Here is a 21506-nt window from a genome sequence, read left to right as displayed (position 1 = left end):
CTTTTTTAATGACCCACACAAACCGCTTTCAAGACGAAAATCTCACGCTAAACGATTTCTATAAGGAAACTTGGGTAGTTTGTCCATCCTGTGAAAAAAAGGCTTTAGCCAAAGCAGATTTCGAAAGTAACACCGTTCGCATATTCTGTGTACAATGCGGTTATAATAAGGAAACTTCAACCGCTTTAGCGCCAAGCGGAACAATAAAAATGGCAGCCCATCACTATTTTAATGCGGAACTTTGGCTTCAAGCCAATTTTAAGAATGAAGTTTTTTGGGCTTTAAATGGTGCGCATTTGGAGTATTTGGAACGCTACATTAGTGCTAGCTTACGGGAACACAAAAACAGAACCCATTTTACCCTTTTGGAAAAACTTCCAAAATTTTACCACGAAGCAAAAAACAGGGAAGATCCATTGAAAATTATTTCAAAACTTAAGAATAAATGAATTTTTCCAAAGAAGAAAAAAAATTCTGGCAACGCCATTTTCGAATCGAAAAACTGGAAGATATCCCAAAAGAATGGGGCACTTTTAAAAGAATAGATTCGGAAGAAGATGATGAATTTTTCTATTTTCTTAGCTTACGTGTTACTTCCATTTTAGAAATTCATCTAAAGCAAACCCGCATTACTGATGAAGCTATTAAGCATATCAGCAAATTTCAAAATTTAGAAACCCTTTATTTAAGAAGCCACGAAACTATCACCAAAGAAAGTATACCGTATTTCAATACAATGGAATCTTTAGAAAGTTTAAACATCACAAAAACAGCTATTACCTTACCGCATTTATGCGAAACATTAAACAATCAAAGTCTTAAAGAGGTTTTTTTAGATTCAGAAGAAAATGAAAAAAACATAGACGAAAAGGCCATTATTCTAAAAGAACGCATGCCAAATTGCGACATTTATTTAGATTCAAATTTTACAACAGACGTCTTTGGCAATCCAGAAAAACCAATCTTTTAAATAGTTCGAATTCTACAAAGGATTTAAAGCCATTGGAATAGAAAGTTGAAAAGTTTCTTTAATTTTATAGGCACGGCATTGGGACCATTCCTTTTTTCTTTTCAGAAGGAAACTGAATTAATTTTGTTATTTTCACTCACTCAACAATACTATCATGACAGATCCAAAAAGACTCTTCGATTTTCCATATTATCAATTGGAAAAATATCCTCAGAAAAAAGCATTCAACACTAAATATAACGGAACGTGGAAGGCTACTTCTACCCAAGAATATATAGATAAAGCCAATGCAATGAGCAGGGCTTTAATAGCAATGGGCGTAAAACCCAATGATAAGGTGGCGATCATCTCTACCAACAACCGCACAGAGTGGAATATTTGCGATATTGGTATTATGCAAACTGGCGCGCAAGATGTGCCCGTTTACCCAACAATCTCCGAGTCTGAATACGAATACGTTCTCAACCACAGTGAATCAATATATTGCTTTGTTTCCGACAAAGACGTTTATGATAAAGTGATGGCTATAAAAGCTAATGTTCCATCTTTAAAAGAAGTTTACACTTTTGATGAAATTACTGGCGCAAAAAACTGGAGCGAAGTGTTAGAAAAAGGAAAGGATGAAAGCAACCAAGAGGTATTAGATAAACGCAAAGAAGCAATTACTGAAGATGATATTGCTACGTTAATATATACTTCTGGAACAACCGGAAAGCCAAAAGGCGTAATGCTTTCACATAAAAACATTGCCACAAATGCTAAATATAGTGCAGACAGATTACCGATTGTACTTGGCAAATCATCGTCTTTAAGTTTTCTTCCCGTATGTCATGTGTATGAGCGCATGTTGCTTTATATGTATCAATATTGCGGCGTAGAAGTTTATTTTGCAGAATCATTGGAGACCATTAGCGACAACTTAAAAGAAGTGAAACCAGAAGTAATGACGGCTGTGCCGAGACTTTTGGAAAAAGTATACGATAAAATTTATGCAAAGGGTACCGAACTTACTGGTATAAAGAAAAATCTCTTCTTTTGGGCGGTAGAACTTGGTTTAAAATATGAACCATACGGCACAAATGGCTGGTGGTACGAAACGCAACTTAAATTAGCAAACAAACTTATTTTTAGCAAATGGCGCGAAGCTCTTGGCGGTAATTTAAGAGCTATTGCCTCCGGAAGTGCGCCGCTACAACCACGTTTGGCAAGAGTTTTCAATGCTGCACAAATTCCTGTTATGGAAGGTTATGGCCTAACTGAAACTTCACCTGTAGTATCGGTTAACGATATGCGCAACCACGGATTTAAAATTGGTACCGTAGGGAAACCTTTAAAAGATACCGAAATTAAAATAGCCGAAGATGGTGAGATTTTAGTAAAAGGCCCACAAGTAATGCTTGGCTATTACAAAAATCAAGAACAGACCGACGAAGTTATAAAAGATGGCTTTTTTCACACAGGTGATATTGGAGAGATTGATAGCGAAGGATTTTTAAAGATCACCGATCGTAAAAAAGAAATGTTTAAAACCAGCGGTGGTAAATATGTAGCGCCACAGGTTATTGAAAACGTAATGAAACAATCGCGCTTCATTGAGCAAATGATGGTTATTGGCGAAAGCGAAAAAATGCCGGCAGCACTTATACAACCCGATTTTGAATTTTTAAAAGATTGGGGCAGTAAAAAAGGACGCAACCTACCTTCAGACCCGAAAGAAATTATAAAAAACCAAGCGGTGATAGATCGCATTCAACAAGAAGTAGATTTTTATAACGAACGTTTCGGTCATTGGGAAAGAGTTAAAAAGTTTGAATTAACTCCAGAAGTTTGGAGCATTGAAGGCGGACAATTAACTCCTACTATGAAAATGAAACGTAAAGTGATTAAAGCGGAGTATATAGATCTGTACAATAAAATATACGAGCATAATTCTTAATCAATAATGAATTGGATTCTCCTAATAATCGGCGGGCTCTTTGAAGTTGGCTTCGCAGCTTGTCTAGGTAAAGTAAAGGAAACCACCGGCATGGAGTCTAAACTCTGGTTCGGTGGTTTTATTATTTGCCTTTTTATCAGCATGTATTTTCTTATAAAAGCATCACAAACACTTCCTATCGGTACGGCTTATGCAGTATGGACAGGTATTGGCGCTGTGGGAACTGTGCTAGTAGGGATTTTTTATTTTAATGAAGCAGCTACTTTTTGGCGGGTATTTTTCCTGGCAACGCTGATTGCTTCCATAGTGGGGCTTAAATTTGTAAGCTCGTAAAGTTTAAATAAGTCTTCCCAAAATATTGATTTCGTTTAAAATCTGCTTTCCTCAACCTTAAATCTTATCCAGAATTAAGAGTAGTAATTCAGTTGTTGATGTATAATCTAAATTATCCCGTTTCGCAACTTCAATGGCATCCTTGGCCTTTTTTATAGCCGCTTCATACCTTCCTGTTTTATACAGTAAGGCTGCATAAGTATCTAAATTGTGATAATTTTCATCTAAGCTTATGGAACGTTTTACAATTTCAATAGCTTTAAGCAATTCATCAACTAGATTATGTTCCTCATAAGCGTGCCACGCCAAGGTATTTAACTTGCTCCAGTCATTCCATATTTTTTTTGTTACAGAATCATCAAATTCAGAAGCATTTGGATCCACTTCTTCCGCAACAGCATTGTTGCTACTTGCGTTATTCTTAATTAATATGGCCTCAAAATCTTCCTTACTCATCGCCCCTGCTGCTACTTCTAATGTTTCACCATTTCTTATAAACAGATAGGTTGGTATAGATTCAATTCCTAGATAATCATCCATTTCATTTTTATCTACATCGAATTTATAAAAATCGACACTGCTGGAATATTCCTTTTTCAATTCAGCTAAAATGGGATCCATGCGCTTACACGGAGCGCACCATGTTGCAAAGAAATCCACTACAACCAGTCTATCGTCTTCAATAAGTATTAAGTCTTCAATATTACTGTCATAAATTTCCGTTTGGGAGAACCCGGAAAAATAACATGCGATGAATAAAAGTGTTAATTTTAGGTGCATATGTATGGTTTTAAATCAAATATATACTAATTATTTTAACAAAAACATCTTGCACAAAATAAAAATACACTAAATCGTCCTATGGTATTACTATTTCGTTTAAGTTTAAAAAGAGTACAATATACTATGCGTGCATAATAAAATTTTTGTATCTTTGGTAATCTACTTTTTCAAAATCTATTAATGAAGGAAAAAACAATCGATTACATTTTGCGATCCACTTGGATGAATGTGTCCAAAATGTACAATGAAGAAGCAGGTAAAAAAGGAAGCACCATGGCAACAGGTTTTGCACTAATAAGCATCGATCCTGAAGAAGGAACACCTTCTACTGCCCTTGGACCCAAGATGGGAATGGAGGCCACTAGCCTATCGCGAACTTTGAAATCTATGGAACAAAAAGGCTTGATAGCTCGTAAACCCAATCCTGTAGATGGGCGTGGCGTGTTGATTCATTTAACCCCTTTCGGCAAAGAAATGCGCGAATTTTCTAAAGGTGTAGTGTTGGGCTTTGACGAAGCTGTTCAGAAGAACATTTCCGCAGAAGAGTTGCATACTTTTAGAAAGGTAGCTAATACAATTAACGAGTTAATCAATTCAAAAAAAATATACGATTCTGAGTAAAAAATTCAGAATTAAGAATTTAGAATGAGGAAAATTCTGAATTCATAATTCATAATTCATAATTCATAATTAAACAATATGTCAAAAAGAAGAATTAACAAAGTAGCGGTAATTGGTTCCGGAATTATGGGAAGCGGTATTGCCTGCCATTTCGCCAATATAGGCGTGGAAGTGCTATTGCTAGATATAGTTCCTCGCGAACTGAACGATGCCGAAAAAAAAAAGGGTCTTACTCTTGAAGATAAAGTAGTGCGTAACCGGATTGTAAACGACGATCTGCTTAAAGCTATAAAAAGCAACCCTGCCCCACTCTATCACAAAGATTTCGCAAAACGCATATCGACCGGAAACTTGGATGACGATATTGCTAAAGTAAAAAATGCCGATTGGATTATTGAAGTGGTTGTGGAACGTTTGGACATTAAAAAGCAGGTTTTTGAAAACCTAGATAAACACAGAACGCCCGGAACGCTTATTACTTCGAATACTTCCGGTATTCCTATTAAATTTATGAGCGAAGGTCGCAGCGAAGATTTTCAAAAACACTTCTGCGGAACGCACTTTTTCAACCCACCACGATACTTAAAACTTTTTGAAATCATTCCGGGCCCTAAAACTTCAAATGAGGTTTTAGAGTTCTTAAATGGATATGGTGAAAAATACCTCGGAAAAACTTCAGTAGTTGCAAAAGATACTCCTGCATTTATAGGAAATAGAATTGGAATCTTCGGAATCCAAAGCCTCTTTCACCAAGTGAAGGAAATGGGTTTAACCATTGAAGAAGTAGATAAATTGACCGGTCCAGTAATTGGCCGACCAAAATCTGCAACCTTTAGAACGGTAGATGTAGTTGGTCTTGACACCTTAGTACATGTTTCAAAAGGAATTTATGACAATGTTCCCGAAGACGAAGAACACGGAATATTCCAAATTCCGGGTTTCATCGATACAATGATGGAAAAAAAATGGTTGGGAAGCAAAAGCGGACAAGGTTTTTATAAAAAAGTAAAAAACGACGATGGCAGCAGTGAAATTCTCTCCCTCGATCTTGATACTTTAGATTACCGTAGTGCAAAAAAAGCATCTTTCGGAACTTTAGAAAAGACGAAATCAGTTGATAAAGTCACCGATCGTTTCCCAATTCTTGTTGCGGGTGAAGACAAAGCTGGCGAATTCTACCGAAAGAACTTCGGCGCAATGTTCGCTTACGTTTCAAAACGTATTCCTGAAATTACAGACGAGCTTTATAAGATTGACGATGCGATGAAAGCAGGTTTTGGCTGGGATAATGGACCATTCGAAATTTGGGATGCCGTTGGCGTTAAAAAAGGGATTGAGCTTATAAAAGATTTAGGAAAAGAACCTGCAGCTTGGGTTAATGAAATGCTGGAATCTGGCATCGAATCTTTTTATACTGTAAAAGACGGAAATACGTATTATTACGATATTCCGCAGAAAAAACACTTAAAAGTTCCGGGACAGGATTCTTTCATCATTTTAGATAACATTCGCAAAACTTCTGAAGTTTTCAGAAATAACGGTGTTGTGGTTGAAGATTTAGGTGATGGAATTTTAAATGTAGAATTTATCAGTAAAATGAATTCTGTTGGCGGCGACGTATTGGCTGGAATCAATAAAGCGATCGATATGGCCGAAAAGGATTACGATGGTTTGGTGATTGCCAACAACGGAAAAAATTTCTCCGTTGGTGCAAATATCGGTATGATATTTATGATGGCAGTAGAGCAGGAATATGAAGAACTAAACGCTGCTATTAAATATTTTCAAGATACGAGTATGCGCCTTCGCTACTCCTCTATTCCAGTAGTTGTTGCTCCGCACGGAATGACCTTGGGTGGTGGTTGCGAGTTTACCCTACACGCAGACAGAGTTGTGGCTTCTGCTGAAAGTTATATTGGTTTAGTAGAGTTTGGCGTTGGAGTAATTCCTGGCGGTGGAGGTTCAAAGGAAATGACCCTTCGAGCAAGCGATTCATATAAAAAGGATGATGTAGAGCTCAACAGATTACAAGATTACTTTTTAACAATTGCTATGGCTAAAGTGTCAACCTCAGCATACGAGGCATACGATACCGGAATTCTTCAAAAAGGAAAAGATATTGTAGTTGTAAACCAAAACAGACAAATTGCCGCAGCTAAAGAAGTAGCGCGTATGATGGCAGATCAAGGTTATACAAAACCAATACAGAGAACAGATATTAAAGTACTCGGAAAGCAAGCAATGGGAATGTTTTTAGTAGGAACCGACCAAATGTACGCTGGAAAATACATTAGCGAGCACGACAAAAAAATCGCAAACAAGCTTGCCTACGTAATGGCCGGTGGCGATTTAAGTGAAGCTAGCTACGTGAGCGAGCAATACTTACTCGATCTCGAAAGAGAAGCATTCTTAAGTTTAACCGGAGAAAGAAAAACTTTGGAAAGACTTCAACATATGATTCAAAAAGGGAAACCGTTGCGTAATTAAAAAGACGTAAGACGAAAAGACCTAAGACATAGGACGTAAAACACTTTAAAATATGGCCGCAAAACATAATTTTAGAAAACTTACAATTTGGAATGAAGGTATTGAATTGGCGAAAGAGACATATGCCACAACTAAAATATTTCCAAAATCAGAAACTTATGGATTGTCTAATCAGATGCAGCGATGCGCAGTCTCTGTACCTTCAAATATTGCAGAAGGAACTGCTAAAAGCTCCGATAAACATTTCCTTCAATATTTAGAAACAGCTTTAGGCTCAGCCTTTGAATGGGAAACGCAACTAATTATTTCTTATGAAATAGGATATGTTTCGGAGGAAACATTTAAACATTTAGAAACTAAAATTCAGAAAATCCAAGGAATGTTAACGCGTTTTATGGAAAGTCTGTCAAACCACTAATATAACTTTAAGATATAAAATAAAGGAGTATTCAATTTAGTCTTACGTCCTACGTCTTACCGTCTTAAGTCAAAAATTAAACTATGAAACAAAGAACTGCATATATTGTAAAAGCTTATCGCACAGCTGTCGGAAAAGCCCCTCGCGGAGTTTTCCGCTTTAAACGTCCTGACGAACTCGCTGCGGAAACCATTAAATATATAATGAACGAATTACCGCAACTCGACAAAAAACGAATTGACGACGTAATCGTTGGTAATGCAATGCCCGAAGCCGAACAAGGCTTGAATATGGGTCGATTAATTTCATTAATGGGGCTTGATATTGTTGATGTTCCTGGAATGACGGTGAATCGTTATTGCGCATCTGGTTTGGAAACTATTTCCATCGCTGCGGCTAAAATTCAAAGTGGAATGGCAGATTGTATTATTGCCGGTGGCGCAGAAAGCATGAGCTATATCCCTATGGGTGGTTACAAGCCTGTACCCGATTATAAAATGGCAAAAGAAGGCCACGAAGATTATTATTGGAACATGGGTCTTACGGCAGAAGCAGTTGCCAAAAAGTACAACGTTTCTCGCGAAGATCAAGATGAGTTCGCTTATACGAGTCAAATGCGCGCTTTAAAAGCACAAGACGAAGGTCGCTTTCAGGATCAAATAGTTCCAATTGAAGTGGAACGCACCTTTGTAAATGAAGCTGGCAAAAAAGTAACCGAAAAATATACGGTGAATAAAGATGAAGGCCCAAGAAAAGGAACCAGTGTAGAAGCACTTTCAAAGCTACGCCCTGTATTTGCTAATGGCGGGAGCGTAACCGCAGGAAACTCTTCACAAATGAGCGACGGTGCAGCATTTGCAGTTGTTATGAGTGAAGAAATGGTAAAAGAACTAAATCTTGAACCAATAGCCAGACTAGTAAGTTATACGGCTGTAGGCGTAGAACCTAGTATAATGGGTATTGCTCCACTTTATGCAATACCAAAAGCCTTAAAGCAAGCAGGATTAAAACAAGACCAATTAGAATTGATTGAATTAAACGAAGCTTTTGCCTCACAATCATTAGCGGTTATTCGCGGACTAGGTTTAGATAAAGAAAGAGTTAACGTAAACGGAGGCGCAATTGCTATGGGGCACCCATTGGGTTGTACTGGCGCAAAACTTTCTGTTCAATTATTTGATGAAATGCGCAAGCGAAACCTACAAGGAAAATATGGAATGGTAACAATGTGTGTTGGTACTGGACAAGGTGCTGCGGGAGTATACGAATTTTTGAAATAACAACTTAATACAATTATAGAGTAATGGAAACTGAAACAAAGAATAACGAATTGCTTCGCGGCGGACAATTCCTAGTAAAGGAAACAAAAGCAGAAGATATATTTACTCCGGAAGACTTTACCGAAGAACAAAAAATGATGCGCGACTCCGTTAAGGAATTTGTAGATCGCGAAATCTGGCCGCAAAAGGCACGCTTGGAGCAACACGATTATGCTCTTACCGAAGAAATAATGCAAAAGGCTGGCGAAATGGGCCTCCTTGGAATTTCTGTTCCGGAAGCATACGGAGGTCTCGGAATGAGCTTCGTGACCACTATGTTAGTATGCGATTATATTTCAGGTGCCAGTGGTTCTGTGGCTACAGCTTTTGGAGCGCACACCGGAATTGGAACAATGCCAATCACACTTTACGGAACAGAAGAACAAAAGAAAAAATATGTTCCAAAACTCGCCACTGGCGAATGGTTTGGTGCATATGCTTTAACTGAGCCGGGAGCAGGTAGTGATGCGAACAGTGGAAAAACAAAAGCGGTTCTTTCTGAAGATGGAAAAACATATTCCATCAGCGGACAAAAAATGTGGATTTCGAACGCGGGATTCTGTAGTACATTCATCGTTTTTGCGAGAATTGAAGACGACAAAAACATTACCGGCTTTATCGTAGAAAACGATTCTTCAAACGGAATCACATTTGGCGAGGAAGAAAAGAAATTAGGTATCCACTCCTCTTCTACTCGTCAGGTTTTCTTTAGCGAAACCACAATCCCTGCAGAAAATATGCTTGGCGAACGTGGCGAAGGCTTTAAAATAGCGATGAACGCCTTAAACGTTGGAAGAATTAAACTAGCCGCTGCAGGACTTGATGGACAACGTAGAGTTATTTCAAAAGCTGTTGAATACGCTAACGAAAGAATTCAATTTGACGTGCCAATTGCATCTTTTGGTGCCATTAAACTTAAATTGGCTGAAATGGCAACCAATGCCTATGTAGACGAAAGTGCTTCCTATAGAGCTGCAAAAAATATTGAAGACAGAATTGCGCTTCGTATAGCAGCTGGCAACACTCACCAAGAAGCAGAGTTAAAAGGTGTTGAAGAATACGCCATTGAGTGTTCTATTTTAAAAGTAGCCGTTTCTGAAGACATCCAACATTGTACAGACGAAGGTATCCAGATTTATGGTGGAATGGGTTACAGTGCAGACGCACCTATGGAATCTGCATGGAGAGATGCGCGAATCACTCGTATTTATGAAGGAACCAACGAAATAAACAGAATGCTTTCGGTAGGAATGCTTGTGAAAAAAGCAATGAAAGGTCAAGTAGATCTTTTGAATCCAGCACAAGCCGTAGCTTCAGAATTGATGGGAATCCCTTCTTTTGAAACCCCAGATTTTACTGAATTGCTTTCCGAAGAAAAAGCGATGATTGCTAAATTGAAAAAAGTATTCTTAATGGTTGCAGGAAGCGCCGTTCAAAAATACGGAACCGAACTTGAAGAGCACCAGCAAACGCTACTAGCCGCTGCAGATATCTTAATTGAAATCTATATGGCTGAAAGTGCAATTTTACGTACTGAAAAGAACGCAAAACGCTTTGGTGAAGTCACTCAAAAAGAACAGATAGCAATGTCGCAATTGTATCTTTACCACGCGGTAGATATTATTACTGTGAAAGCAAAAGAAGCAATTCTATCTTTCTCTGAAGGTGACGAGCAACGCGCAATGTTGATGGGGCTGAAACGTTTCACCAAATACCAAAATATGCCAAATATTGGCGAATTGCGTAAAACAATTGCACACAAAGTAATTACTGAAAATAAGTATCCGTTTTAATTCAAAGTTTACATAACGTCCAATAAATTGTATTGGCTTTTAGCACATTAGATCTGACAAGTTTTTAAAACTCGTCAGATCTTTTTTTTTGTGGTTATAATCCTTAAATTTAAATTCTATATATCCTTTAGGGAAGATGAAAAAAATTCTTTTTATTATATCACTTTCTTTTCTTTGCCTTGCTTTTACGTTAAGTGAAAATTCTGGATTGAAACTCTTAATTCTCAATCGGCTAAAAGAATACACAACCGAACATTTTCCCGAAAAAATCTACATCCAAACAGATAGGCCTTATTACACTGCTGGTGAAAGTATTTGGTTTAATACGTATCTCGTAAATGGTGTTACGCATAAAAAAAGCACAAAAAGCAAAGTGATTTATGTAGAGCTTATTAACGAACAAAACGAAGTAATCAGCGACCGAAAACTATTTACAGAATCCTTAAGCGCCGACGGAGACTTTAAGTTGCCTGTCAATCTGCCCGAAGGCGTTTATATGTTACGTGCATTTACCAATTATATGCGCAATCAGTCACGGGATTATTTTTTCAAAAAGGAAATTCCAGTCTTTGCTTTAAATTCAGATCTATCAATATCAGAAGACGATAAAGATTCCAAGAATCTGGAATTACCAGACATTGGGTTTTATCCCGAAGGTGGATATTTGGTTAATGGAATAAATAGTAAAGTAGCTGTAAAAATTAAGGATGCCGAATTATCGGCAAGTCCCGTTGTTGGCTTCATTGAAGATACGGAAGGCAATAAAATAACCGATTTTAAAACACTTGAGTTTGGGCTTGGATCCTTCTTTTTAAAACCTGAACCAGGCAAAGAATACCGTGCTGTAATAAGTAATGGTGACGAAAATATTCTCTACCCGCTTCCCCTTCCACTTTCCGAAGGGTATGTTATGAACACCACTCTCAGCGATAAAGAAGTAATAATTAATGTTTCTACAAATAAAAAAGAAGGATTAAAGAATGCGTTAATCATAGGCCAACAAAGAGGCTTAGCCGCTTTTGATTATACGCTCAATAACGACACAAAGTCGCTATTAGTAAAAATTCCTACGGTAGATTTGGTTGAAGGCGTTTTAGACATTGTACTCTTCAATGAATCTGAAAAACCTGTTGCGGAACGTTTGGTGTATATTAAAAAAGAAAACATGCTTTCACTTTCAGTTAATAAAACAAATGGCTCAACCACAGGTCTTCGCGACCGTATAAATCTGGAAATTGCGGTAAATAACCAAGCAGGTAGATTGGTACCAAATACGCTTTCCATTTCGGTAACAGATGCAACTTTAATAAAACCGAATAACAACGCCGAAAACATTAAAACCTATTTGTTGTTGAACTCCGACCTTAAAGGCAAAATAAAATCGCCAAACTACTTTTTCACGGCTGGCGACACTATTAAAAAGAACCAACAATTAGATTTGATAATGCTCACCCAAGGATGGCGACGATTTACTTGGCAAGCATTATTAGAGAATTCTTCGCCTCAGGAATTTAAACCAGAAGTTGGATTTTTTATAGGCGGCTATACTTTAAATGCGAAATCGCCATTCCAAAATAAAGTTAGCGAAACAAAACTTACGTTTAGAAAAAAAGGATTTTATCAAGAAGCCGAAATGACCGATAACACGGGTCACTTTTCTTACGGGCCGTTTGTGTTTAATGATACTATAGACGTGTTTTTACAAGCTGGGGCCGACCTTTCTTCAGAAAAACCCAATTATACAGACACCAATATTAAATTGGATCCGCCTGCCCAGCGACCAACCATTATTCCTGATAGAATCGTAAATCCCTTCAATCGAAACCTAGAAATTGCCAACGTTGAAAATTATAGAAAAAAAACGCGGCTCAATGTTTACAGAAATTTTGAATTCGACCAGGAAAGAGAACTTTTGGATGAAGTAAAAATTGAAGGAAAAGTAACTACAAAAGAAGAAATTGCAGAGGCTAAAAGAGAAAAAAGAACGCGATCCTTTGCGCCCTCTCATCGAATTGTAGTTGATGAATTGGGGCAAAATGGAGGAGGTAATTTTATGGATTTAATAATGAATGTTCCTGGAATTCGAGTGGGTAGTAAATACGGTGCCGAAACTTCACAGGATTACGAAGTGAATCTTCGCGGTCTAAAACCAACATATTATGTTGATAATGTTGAGGTTGATTTAGGCGTTGCACGCTCAATCCATCAAGCCGATATTGACTTTATAGATATTCTAAACGTTGGGCCAGCATCAGCGGCATACGGTTTAAAAGCGCAAGGTGTTATTGCTATCTATACAAAACAAGGATCAGGTAGAGGGATTGATATAACAAACAAAAAGCTGGGGTCCATTAATTTCAAATCCGAAGGTTTTTATGAAGCCAGAGAATTTTATGCGCCCGATTATACATTGGTAGATAGAAACATTAGTCGCGAAGACATACGCACCACGCTTTTTTGGAAACCGGGTGTCGTAAATAATGGTTATAAAAAAACCGAGCTTGTTTTTTATTCAAGTGATGTAAAAGGAAAATTTCAAATAGAAATTGAAGGAATTACTGAAGACGGAATTCCATTTTATAACACTTCCTTTCTTGAAGTTGAATAACTCGTTTTTATCGCTCAAGTATTTATTCAAAAAAATAAATTTTCAGTTCAATATAACTTAAATCATAAAAAGTCTTAAAATCACAAGTGGATTGGTTTTTTTCCAATTTATGGCGTAGAGTTTGTTATTTTTGACTCAAAACTGAATAGTAATGAAAAAGCTCCTTTTCCTATTTATCCTCTTCGCAACTCAAATCACTTTTGCACAAAATGATACCGAACTATACGTTTTTAATATCGCTCCCGCGTACGAAGGTTTAGAGATTATGAATGCGCGAAATATTTCAAACAACAAAGGGTATGACAATCAACCCTTTTTTATTTCGAATGAAATACTTGTTTTTGCCGCGAATAATGAGGGGCAAACAGATATTTCAGAATATAATTTAAATTCAAAACTAAAAAAGTGGGTCAATACTAAAACGGAAGGCGGCGAATATTCTCCACAAAAATTCCCTTCAAATGAAGATTTTGCTGCCGTTAGACTCGACAAAGACGGCTTGCAACGTTTATATCGTTACAGTGCCAAAACAGGCACTTCTTCTGAGTTAATTAAGGATTTACAAGTGGCCTATTTTGCTTTTTACAACGATCAGAAAATTCTCGCTACAGTTTTGAACGGTGATTCTCTTGATTTAGTTTTAATAGATCTGTCAACAAAAACCACCGATACTATTTTCCGAAATGCTGGAAGAGGAATTCAAAAAGTTCCGAAAACAAGTTCGATGAGCTATTCACTAGTGAATGATGAAGGAAACTTAGATGTTTATATTTTAGAAATGGGAAGTTATGAAAGCTATTTTGTAACAGAATTACCTATCGGAATTCAGGATTATGTTTGGCTGAACGATACACAAATCTTGATTGGCAGCGGAAATAAACTGTATATGTACGACACATTGGGCGATTCTGAATGGACTCGAGTTGCTTCGCTTGAAGAATACGGATTAAAAAAAATATCCCGAATGGCAATCAGTCCGAACGGAAAAATATTGGCGGTAGTTGATGAAAATTAGGTAGTACGCCGTTTTATTTCAATCAAAAACCTAACAGTTTATATAAACTGTTAGGTTTTCTTATGAGCCAGTAGGTCTTAGTGGTTCTTTTTGGTATTTTTAGCTAAAATTTTCTTCCCTATGAAAATACTCGGTTTACTCTTCATTTTATGCGTTTCAATTGCATCTACTGCGCAAACTAATCAGAAAATTTATGAAATTATCAATTCTATTTCTTCGGAAAGAATTGAAGCAGATATAACCAAGCTAGCCAATTTCGGCACCCGCAATACTTTTAGCGACACGATTAGTAACACTCGCGGAATTGGTGCGGCGCGAAGATGGATTAAAAGTGAATTTGAAACCATTTCAAAAGATTGTAACAATTGCCTAAATGTTTTTTATCAAAAAGATTTAGTGAAAGCTGATGGCAATAATAGAATCCCCCAAGACACTTGGATTGTTAATGTTGCAGCCGTTCAAAAAGGAACAAAATATCCCAATCGTTACATAATTATTAGCGGCGATATCGATTCACGAAATAGTGACGGAAGCGATTTTACAAAAGACGCACCCGGAGCAAACGATAATGCTAGCGGTATGGCCGGAGCTATTGAAGCGGCTCGCGTACTTTCAAAATATAAATTTGAAAGCAGCATTATTTATTTAGGATTAAGCGGCGAAGAACAGGGACTTTTCGGCGGAAAAGGATTTGCAGATTACGCCAAAAATAACGGCTGGGAAATAATTGGCGTTTTCAATAATGATATGATCGGCAATATTAAAGGCGTAAACGGTGTAATTAGCAATCGCGATTTCAGAATTTTCAGCGAGCCCGTTCCCCCAACCGAAACAGAACGCGAACGCCAAATGCGACGTTTTTACGGTGGTGAAGTTGATGGTATTTCACGTCAGTTAGCGCGTTACGTTTATAAAACTACGAAAACATATATGCCAGAAATGAACCCGATGATGATTTATAGATTAGATCGTTTTGGCCGTGGCGGTCACCACCGTCCGTTTAACGATTTAGGCTGGGCCGGAATCAGAATTATGGAAGCCCACGAAAATTACAATCAGCAGCATCAAGACATTCGCACCGAAAATGGTATTGAATACGGCGATATGCTAAAATTCGTGAATTTTGACTACGCCGCAAAACTTACTGCCATAAACGCAATAAACTTGGCAAGTCTTGCGTGGGCGCCATCCCCTCCAAAAAATATTGCCATTGGTGGCGTTGTAGAGCCCTCTGCAAAATTAAAATGGGACAAAGTAAATGGCGCCACAGGTTATAAAATATATTGGCGAGATACCACCAGCCCAACTTGGGACCACAGCCGCAACGTGGGCGATGTTTCAGAATTTACCTTAGAAGGAATTGTAATAGACAACTACTTTTTTGGCGTAGCCGCCGTTGGAAAAGATGGCTTTGAAAGTGTTGTTGTTTTTCCGAATTCGGTGTTTAGGTAAATCAAATAACCTCCTCTAAAAACTCAAGGAATTAAAATAGAAATAAAAAAAATATGCCTAAAATTTTAATCAAAGTACGAACCATTTCCCCCTTTGAAGGGAGATTAAAGGGGATGTTCACCCTCGCATTTTTAATGTTCCTTTCCACTGCTTCTGTTTCACAAGAATTTACCCGCGCAGATACCCTTCGCGGTAGCATTACCCCAGAGCGCGCTTGGTGGGACGTTATGCATTACGATTTAAATGTTACGGTAAACCCTTCTAAAAAGTCTATTGAAGGAAGCAATACAATTACTTATAAAGTTTTAGAACCGTATAACGTAATGCAAATTGACTTGCAAAGCCCTATGAATATTGATAAAATTCTTCAAAATGGAAAAGAGATTTCATTTACTTCCGAAGGAAACGCTCACTTTTTAAAACTTCAGAAAAAGCAGAAAAAGGGTAAAGAAGAGAAAATAACAATTTATTTCTCCGGAAAGCCAGTTGTTGCAAAACGTCCGCCGTGGGACGGTGGTTTTACTTGGAGTAAAGACAGCAACGGCAAGCATTTTATTGCAACTTCCAACCAAGGTATTGGCGCCAGCGTTTGGTGGCCACTCAAAGACCATCCTTCCGAAGAAGCAGACAACGGAGTTACTATCGCAGTTACAACCCCAAAAGATTTAATGGATGTGAGCAACGGCCGATTAAAAGAAATGATAGAAAACAAAGAGTCAAAAACTTGGATTTGGGAAGTAACAAACACCATAAATAGCTATGCCGTAAACATTAATATTGGCGATTACGTACATTTTGACGATAAATACAAAGGTGAAAAAGGAATTCTAGATATGGATTATTATGTGCTTCGCGAAAATGAAGCCAAAGCAAAGGAACAATTTAAACAAGCCCCAATGATGATGGAAGCTTTCGAGCATTGGTTTGGCCCCTACCCTTTTTACGAAGACAGCTACAAGCTTGTGGAAACGCCTTATTTGGGAATGGAACATCAAAGCAGTGTAACCTACGGCAATAATTATGCAAATGGCTATTTAGGTAGCGATGTGTCTGGTTCTGGCTGGGGAATGAAATTCGATTTCATCATAATTCACGAAAGCGGTCACGAGTGGTTTGCCAATAATATTACCAATAAAGATGTGGCTGATATGTGGATTCACGAAGGTTTCACCAGTTATTCTGAAAATATTTACGTGGATTATCTTTTCGGAAAAAAGGCTTCTTCGGAATATGTAATTGGCGTTCGCAATAATGTTGTAAACGATAAACCTATTATTGGTGAGCATTACAATGTAAACAAATCCGGAAGCAGCGATATGTATTATAAAGGCGCTAATATTCTGCATACCGTTAGGCAATTGATTGCAGATGACGAAAAATGGCGTCAGATTTTAAGAGGTTTAAATAATGAATTTTATCATCAAAATGTAACCACGAAGCAAATTGAAAACTATATCAGTGAAAAAAGCGGAATAGATCTTTCAGCTTTTTGGAACCAATATTTAAGGACGATAATGATTCCAAAAGTGGAATATTCAATAGACGGCAATAACTTGAAATTTAGATATGTTGAAATTGTTGAAAATTTCGAAATGCCAGTAATCACAGTGGTTAATGGCAAAGAAGTATGGATAACACCCACTTTAGAATGGCAGACAAAGCAATTTCCCGAAACCATTAATACAATAGAGATAAAAAAGGATTTTTATGTAAATTCAGAAAAATTAGGTAATGGCTGAAAAACCTGTCCTTTATTTTGAGGAAGATTTACTTTGGCGCGAGTGCCTGCACGAGAACCATGAGGATTTTCCGCAAGGGGTCTATTTAATTTTTTATAAACTGGAAACAGAAATCCCCACTATGCGTTGGGAAGAAGCAGTAAGAGTTGCGCTTTGTTATGGCTGGATAGACAGTACCTCGAAAAGCCTTGGCGATGGAAAGCGACGACAGTACTTTTGTCCAAGAAACGCGAAAAGTGTTTGGAGTGCGCTCAACAAATCGCATTTGAAAGAGCTGGAAAAAGAAGGCTTACTTCATAAAAACGGGAAAAAGGTAATTGCCGAAGCCAAGAAAAATGGTAGTTGGACGGCATTGGACGATGTGGAAAATTTAATAGTTCCTGCAGACCTTCAAAAAGAATTCAACAAGAACAAATTAGCATTTGTGAATTTTGAGAATTTCAGTAAAAGTTATAGAAAAAGCTATCTTTATTGGCTAAACCAAGCCAAACGAGAAGAAACCCGCAATAATAGGATTTCAGAAATTATCGATCTCTGCGCAAAAAATATAAAATCAAGAAATTAACCGCCAAATACTTTAATCATGAAAATTTTTCCATTTGTAGTCTGTATTCTTTTTTCAACATCATTTTACGCCCAAGAAAAAGAGGAAAAAGATAAAGATGAAACAAAATGGGATGTCGCCAATCCCGGCAAAGATTTCAACTATAAAACGCATTCCTTCACAACAAATGAAGGCACGTGGATGAATCTTGATGTAAGTCCCGATGGGAAAACCATTGTTTTTGATATGGTTGGCGATATTTATTCGATGCCTATTTCTGGCGGAAAAGCCAAAGCAATTAGAACCGGAATTCCTTTTGAAATTCAGCCGAGATTTAGCCCCGACGGCACTAAAATTTCATTTACTAGCGACGCTGGTGGCGGTGACAATATTTGGGTAATGAATGCAGATGGCAGCGATGCAAAGCAAATTACCAAAGAAGATTTTAGACTTTTGAATAACGCCGTTTGGACCGCCGATGGCAACTATTTAATTGCGCGAAAGCATTTTTCTTCCGAAAGAAGTTTGGGTGCTGGAGAAATGTGGCAATACCACAAAACTGGCGGCTCCGGCTTGCAACTCACAAAACGAAAAAACGATCAGCAGGATGTAAATGAACCTTTTGTTTCACCCGACGGAAAATATCTTTATTACAGCGAAGACGTGTATCCCGGCGGATATTTTCAATACAACAAAGATCCAAACGATCAAATATATGTTATAAAAAGATACGAGTTTGAAACCGGCGAAACCGAAACAATAACTGGCGGACCCGGCGGTGCCGCGCGACCAACAATTTCTAACGACGGTAAAAAACTTGCCTTTGTAAAAAGAGTGCGCACTAAAAGTGTGCTATTTATCCACGATTTAGAAACTGGCGAAGAATACCCTATTTATGATAAATTGAATAAAGACCAACAGGAAGCTTGGGCGCTTTTTGGGGTTTATCCTAATTTTAACTGGATGCCAAACGACAAAGAAATCATTTTTTGGAGCGGAGGAAAAATTAATAAAATTGATGTTAGTTCATTGGCTGTTACTGACATTCCATTCACGGTTGATGTGAAAATTGAATTGGCGGAAACGGTTCATTTCAACAATAAAATTGAAACTGAAACTTTTACTCCGAAAATGATTCGCCATACAATTACTTCCCCAGATGGGAAGTTTATTGTTTTCAGTGCCTTGGGGCATTTGTATAAAAAATCGTTGCCAAACGGCGAACCAAAGCGTTTAACAAACGGTAAAGATTTTGAATTCGAACCCACTTTTTCACCCAATGGTTCCGATATAGTTTACGTTACTTGGAATGATTTGGAAAAAGGTGCAATTAATAAAATTTCGGCAAATGGCGGAACTCCGGTAAAATTGACTTCAGAAAAAGGAATTTACAGAACGCCTTCCTATTCGCAAAACGGAACGCAAATAGTTTTCAGAAAAGAAAAAGGCAATACAGACCAAGGTTTCACATACACTAAAAATACTGGTATTTACACGATGAATGCCAATGGCAGCGATGTAAAATTTGTTGTTGACAAAGGTGAATACCCAATGTTTAGCAAAGACGGGAAGCGAATTTTTCTACAAACTGGGGGAACGTATTTTGGTGAAATTGAAAAGAAACTCATCAGCGTAAATCTTAGTGGAAATGACGAAAAAACGCACCTTACTTCAAAATACGCCAATAGATTAATTCCAAGTCCAGATAATGAATGGATAGCTTTTACAAACCTTCACAAATTGTTTGTGGCGCCTTTGGTGCTCAACGGACAAACTATTGACTTGGATGATAAATCGAAAGCGGTTCCAGTTTCACAGCTCGCCAAAGATGCTGGAATAAATATACATTGGTCGCCAAATAGCCAAAAAATAATGTGGACTTTGGGTGATGAATATTTCAGTAATGAATTAAAAAATAGGTTTACTTTTTTAAATGGCTCCCCAGAAAAAGTACCTGAAATTACTTTGGAAGGAACAAAAATTGGTCTGCAAGCTAACGTTGATAAACCAAACGGAAGGATTGCATTCACCAATGCACGAATTATTACAATGGAAGGTGATAAAGTAATTGAAAACGGAACCATCGTAATAAACGGTAATAAAATAGAAGCCATTGGTGAAGCTGCTGAAGTTTCAGTCCCGTCTGGCGCTAAAATTTATTCGGCAGAAGGAAAGACTATTATGCCCGGAATGGTTGATGCGCACGCCCACGTTGGCGCTTTTAGATATGGTTTGCCAACGCAACAATATTGGCCTTTTACAGTGAATTTGGCTTTCGGCGTAACAACATCGCACGATCCTTCTGCAAATACCGAAACTGTATTTACACTTTCGGAACTTCAAAAAAGCGGACAATTGGTTGGGCCGCGATTGTTTTCAACTGGTTTCATTCTTTACGGCGCCGATGGCGATTTTAAAGCTGTAATTAATAATCTGGAAGACGCAAGAAGCAGTATTCGCCGCACGAAAGCCTTCGGAGCAAAAAGTGTAAAAAGCTACAACCAACCGCGCCGCGATCAGCGCCAGCAAGTGTTACAAGCAGCTCGCGAATTAGGAATTAATGTAGTGCCAGAAGGCGGTTCTACTTTTTACCACAACATTACTCAGGTAATTGATGGCCATACGGGTATTGAACACAACATACCTGTGGCGCCCGTTTACAAAGATATTTTGGAAATATGGAGCAAAAGCGGAACGGGCTATACCCCTACTCTAATTGTAAATTACGGCGGAATGAACGGAGAGTATTTCTACTTTGAACGCGATAATGTTTGGGAAAATGAAAAGTTGCTCACTTTTAGTCCGCGTAGTATTATTGATAGCCGCTCGCGTCACAGAATGAAAACCCCGCAGGAAGAATACAAAAACGGTCATATTTTAGTTTCAGAAACCGTAAAAAGTTTGAGCGATGCGGGTGTAAAAGTGAACATGGGTGCGCACGGACAATTGCAAGGTTTGGGCGCACATTGGGAAACGTGGATGTTACAACAAGGCGGAATGAGCAACCTGGAAGCGTTAAAAGCTGCAACAATTAATTCAGCTGAATATATTGGTGCGGGTGAAAGTATTGGCTCTTTAAAAATAGGAAAACTGGCAGATTTAATCGTGATGGACAAAAACCCATTAGAAAACATTGAAAATACGGAATCTATAAAAATGGTAATGATAAACGGTAGATTATACGATGCTGATACTATGAATGAAATTGGAAACAATCCTAAAGGTCGTCTTCCATTTTTCTGGGAAATGGACAATTATAACCAAGCTTTTCCATGGCATCAGGAAACCCACGGATTTATGGACGGCGGCTGCAGTTGTCATTAATTCAGAATTAAATGTATCGCGCATATTGGCAATTTTATAAAACCATTTTTCCGTTTATAGCGGCCTTCACTTTGGTCTGTCTGTCATTTGGAGGTTTGTTGTGGGCCTTATTACTTTTTGCACTTCTCGGGCCTATTTCCGGTATGTTGGGGTTTAGCATATTC

General features: G+C 37.9%; 16 protein-coding genes. 15 read left to right on the top strand and 1 reads right to left on the bottom strand.

Going from position 1 to position 21506, the window contains the following annotated elements:
* Positions 1–8: 8 nt before the first annotated feature.
* The 4 genes from AC3RVG_RS01715 to AC3RVG_RS01700 all read left to right on the top strand — a co-directional run bounded on the left by AC3RVG_RS01715 (position 9) and on the right by AC3RVG_RS01700 (position 3239).
* Entirely contained in the window at positions 9–449 is a 441-nt protein-coding gene (locus tag AC3RVG_RS01715) for a hypothetical protein (RefSeq protein ID WP_489689699.1), read from the top strand.
* Entirely contained in the window at positions 446–970 is a 525-nt protein-coding gene (locus tag AC3RVG_RS01710) for a hypothetical protein (RefSeq protein ID WP_489689698.1), read from the top strand. Before AC3RVG_RS01715 ends, AC3RVG_RS01710 begins: the two co-directional genes overlap by 4 nt.
* Before the next feature lie 154 nt (positions 971–1124).
* Positions 1125–2906: an AMP-dependent synthetase/ligase gene (locus AC3RVG_RS01705; protein WP_489689697.1), complete on the top strand. Its 1782-nt coding sequence runs from the start codon at positions 1125–1127 to the stop codon at positions 2904–2906.
* A gap of 6 nt (positions 2907–2912) precedes the next feature.
* The gene (locus AC3RVG_RS01700; RefSeq protein WP_489689696.1) at positions 2913–3239 is read left to right on the top strand and encodes a DMT family transporter; all 327 of its coding nucleotides are present in this window, start codon (positions 2913–2915) and stop codon (positions 3237–3239) included.
* A gap of 57 nt (positions 3240–3296) precedes the next feature.
* On the opposite strand, the gene AC3RVG_RS01695 is transcribed toward AC3RVG_RS01700, so the two are convergent.
* Positions 3297–4019 (bottom strand): thioredoxin family protein, encoded by a 723-nt coding sequence (locus AC3RVG_RS01695; protein ID WP_489689695.1) that lies wholly within the window; start codon positions 4017–4019, stop codon positions 3297–3299.
* Between the two features lie 183 nt (positions 4020–4202).
* Here AC3RVG_RS01695 and AC3RVG_RS01690 point away from each other — a divergent pair, with 183 nt between their 5' ends.
* The 11 genes from AC3RVG_RS01690 (at position 4203) to AC3RVG_RS01640 (ending at position 21342) form a co-directional block, all read left to right on the top strand.
* Complete coding sequence (locus tag AC3RVG_RS01690; RefSeq protein ID WP_489689694.1) at positions 4203–4643, top strand: MarR family winged helix-turn-helix transcriptional regulator; 441 nt, start codon at positions 4203–4205, stop codon at positions 4641–4643.
* 78 nt (positions 4644–4721) lie between these two features.
* A complete protein-coding gene (locus tag AC3RVG_RS01685) occupies positions 4722–7130 on the top strand; it encodes a 3-hydroxyacyl-CoA dehydrogenase/enoyl-CoA hydratase family protein (protein ID WP_489689693.1) in 2409 nt (802 codons plus the stop codon).
* A 52-nt stretch (positions 7131–7182) separates the two neighbouring features.
* On the top strand, positions 7183–7548 hold the full coding sequence (locus AC3RVG_RS01680; protein ID WP_489689692.1) for a four helix bundle protein: 366 nt from the start codon (positions 7183–7185) through the stop codon (positions 7546–7548).
* 83 nt (positions 7549–7631) lie between these two features.
* Positions 7632–8828 carry an acetyl-CoA C-acyltransferase gene (locus AC3RVG_RS01675; protein WP_489689691.1) on the top strand — a complete coding sequence of 399 codons (1197 nt, stop codon included), beginning with the start codon at positions 7632–7634 and terminating at the stop codon, positions 8826–8828.
* A gap of 23 nt (positions 8829–8851) precedes the next feature.
* Positions 8852–10660 (top strand): acyl-CoA dehydrogenase FadE, encoded by a 1809-nt coding sequence (locus tag AC3RVG_RS01670; protein WP_489689690.1) that lies wholly within the window; start codon positions 8852–8854, stop codon positions 10658–10660.
* A gap of 208 nt (positions 10661–10868) precedes the next feature.
* Positions 10869–13268, top strand: a complete 2400-nt coding sequence (locus AC3RVG_RS01665; protein ID WP_489689689.1) for an MG2 domain-containing protein — start codon at positions 10869–10871, stop codon at positions 13266–13268.
* A gap of 151 nt (positions 13269–13419) precedes the next feature.
* Complete coding sequence (locus tag AC3RVG_RS01660; RefSeq protein WP_489689688.1) at positions 13420–14283, top strand: TolB-like translocation protein; 864 nt, start codon at positions 13420–13422, stop codon at positions 14281–14283.
* Positions 14284–14403: 120 nt separating this feature from the next.
* A complete protein-coding gene (locus tag AC3RVG_RS01655) occupies positions 14404–15735 on the top strand; it encodes a M28 family metallopeptidase (RefSeq protein WP_489689687.1) in 1332 nt (443 codons plus the stop codon).
* Between the two features lie 134 nt (positions 15736–15869).
* A complete protein-coding gene (locus tag AC3RVG_RS01650; RefSeq protein WP_489690123.1) occupies positions 15870–17474 on the top strand; it encodes a M1 family metallopeptidase in 1605 nt (534 codons plus the stop codon).
* The gene (locus AC3RVG_RS01645; protein ID WP_489689686.1) at positions 17467–18039 is read left to right on the top strand and encodes a YdeI/OmpD-associated family protein; all 573 of its coding nucleotides are present in this window, start codon (positions 17467–17469) and stop codon (positions 18037–18039) included. Before AC3RVG_RS01650 ends, AC3RVG_RS01645 begins: the two co-directional genes overlap by 8 nt.
* Before the next feature lie 18 nt (positions 18040–18057).
* Positions 18058–21342 carry an amidohydrolase family protein gene (locus AC3RVG_RS01640; protein ID WP_489689685.1) on the top strand — a complete coding sequence of 1095 codons (3285 nt, stop codon included), beginning with the start codon at positions 18058–18060 and terminating at the stop codon, positions 21340–21342.
* Positions 21343–21506 lie beyond the last annotated feature (164 nt).

This window comes from Aequorivita sp. IT1282 (assembly GCF_058068205.1).
Note: the sequence above shows the minus strand (reverse complement) of the source record. Positions and strands in the feature narration are given on the sequence as shown.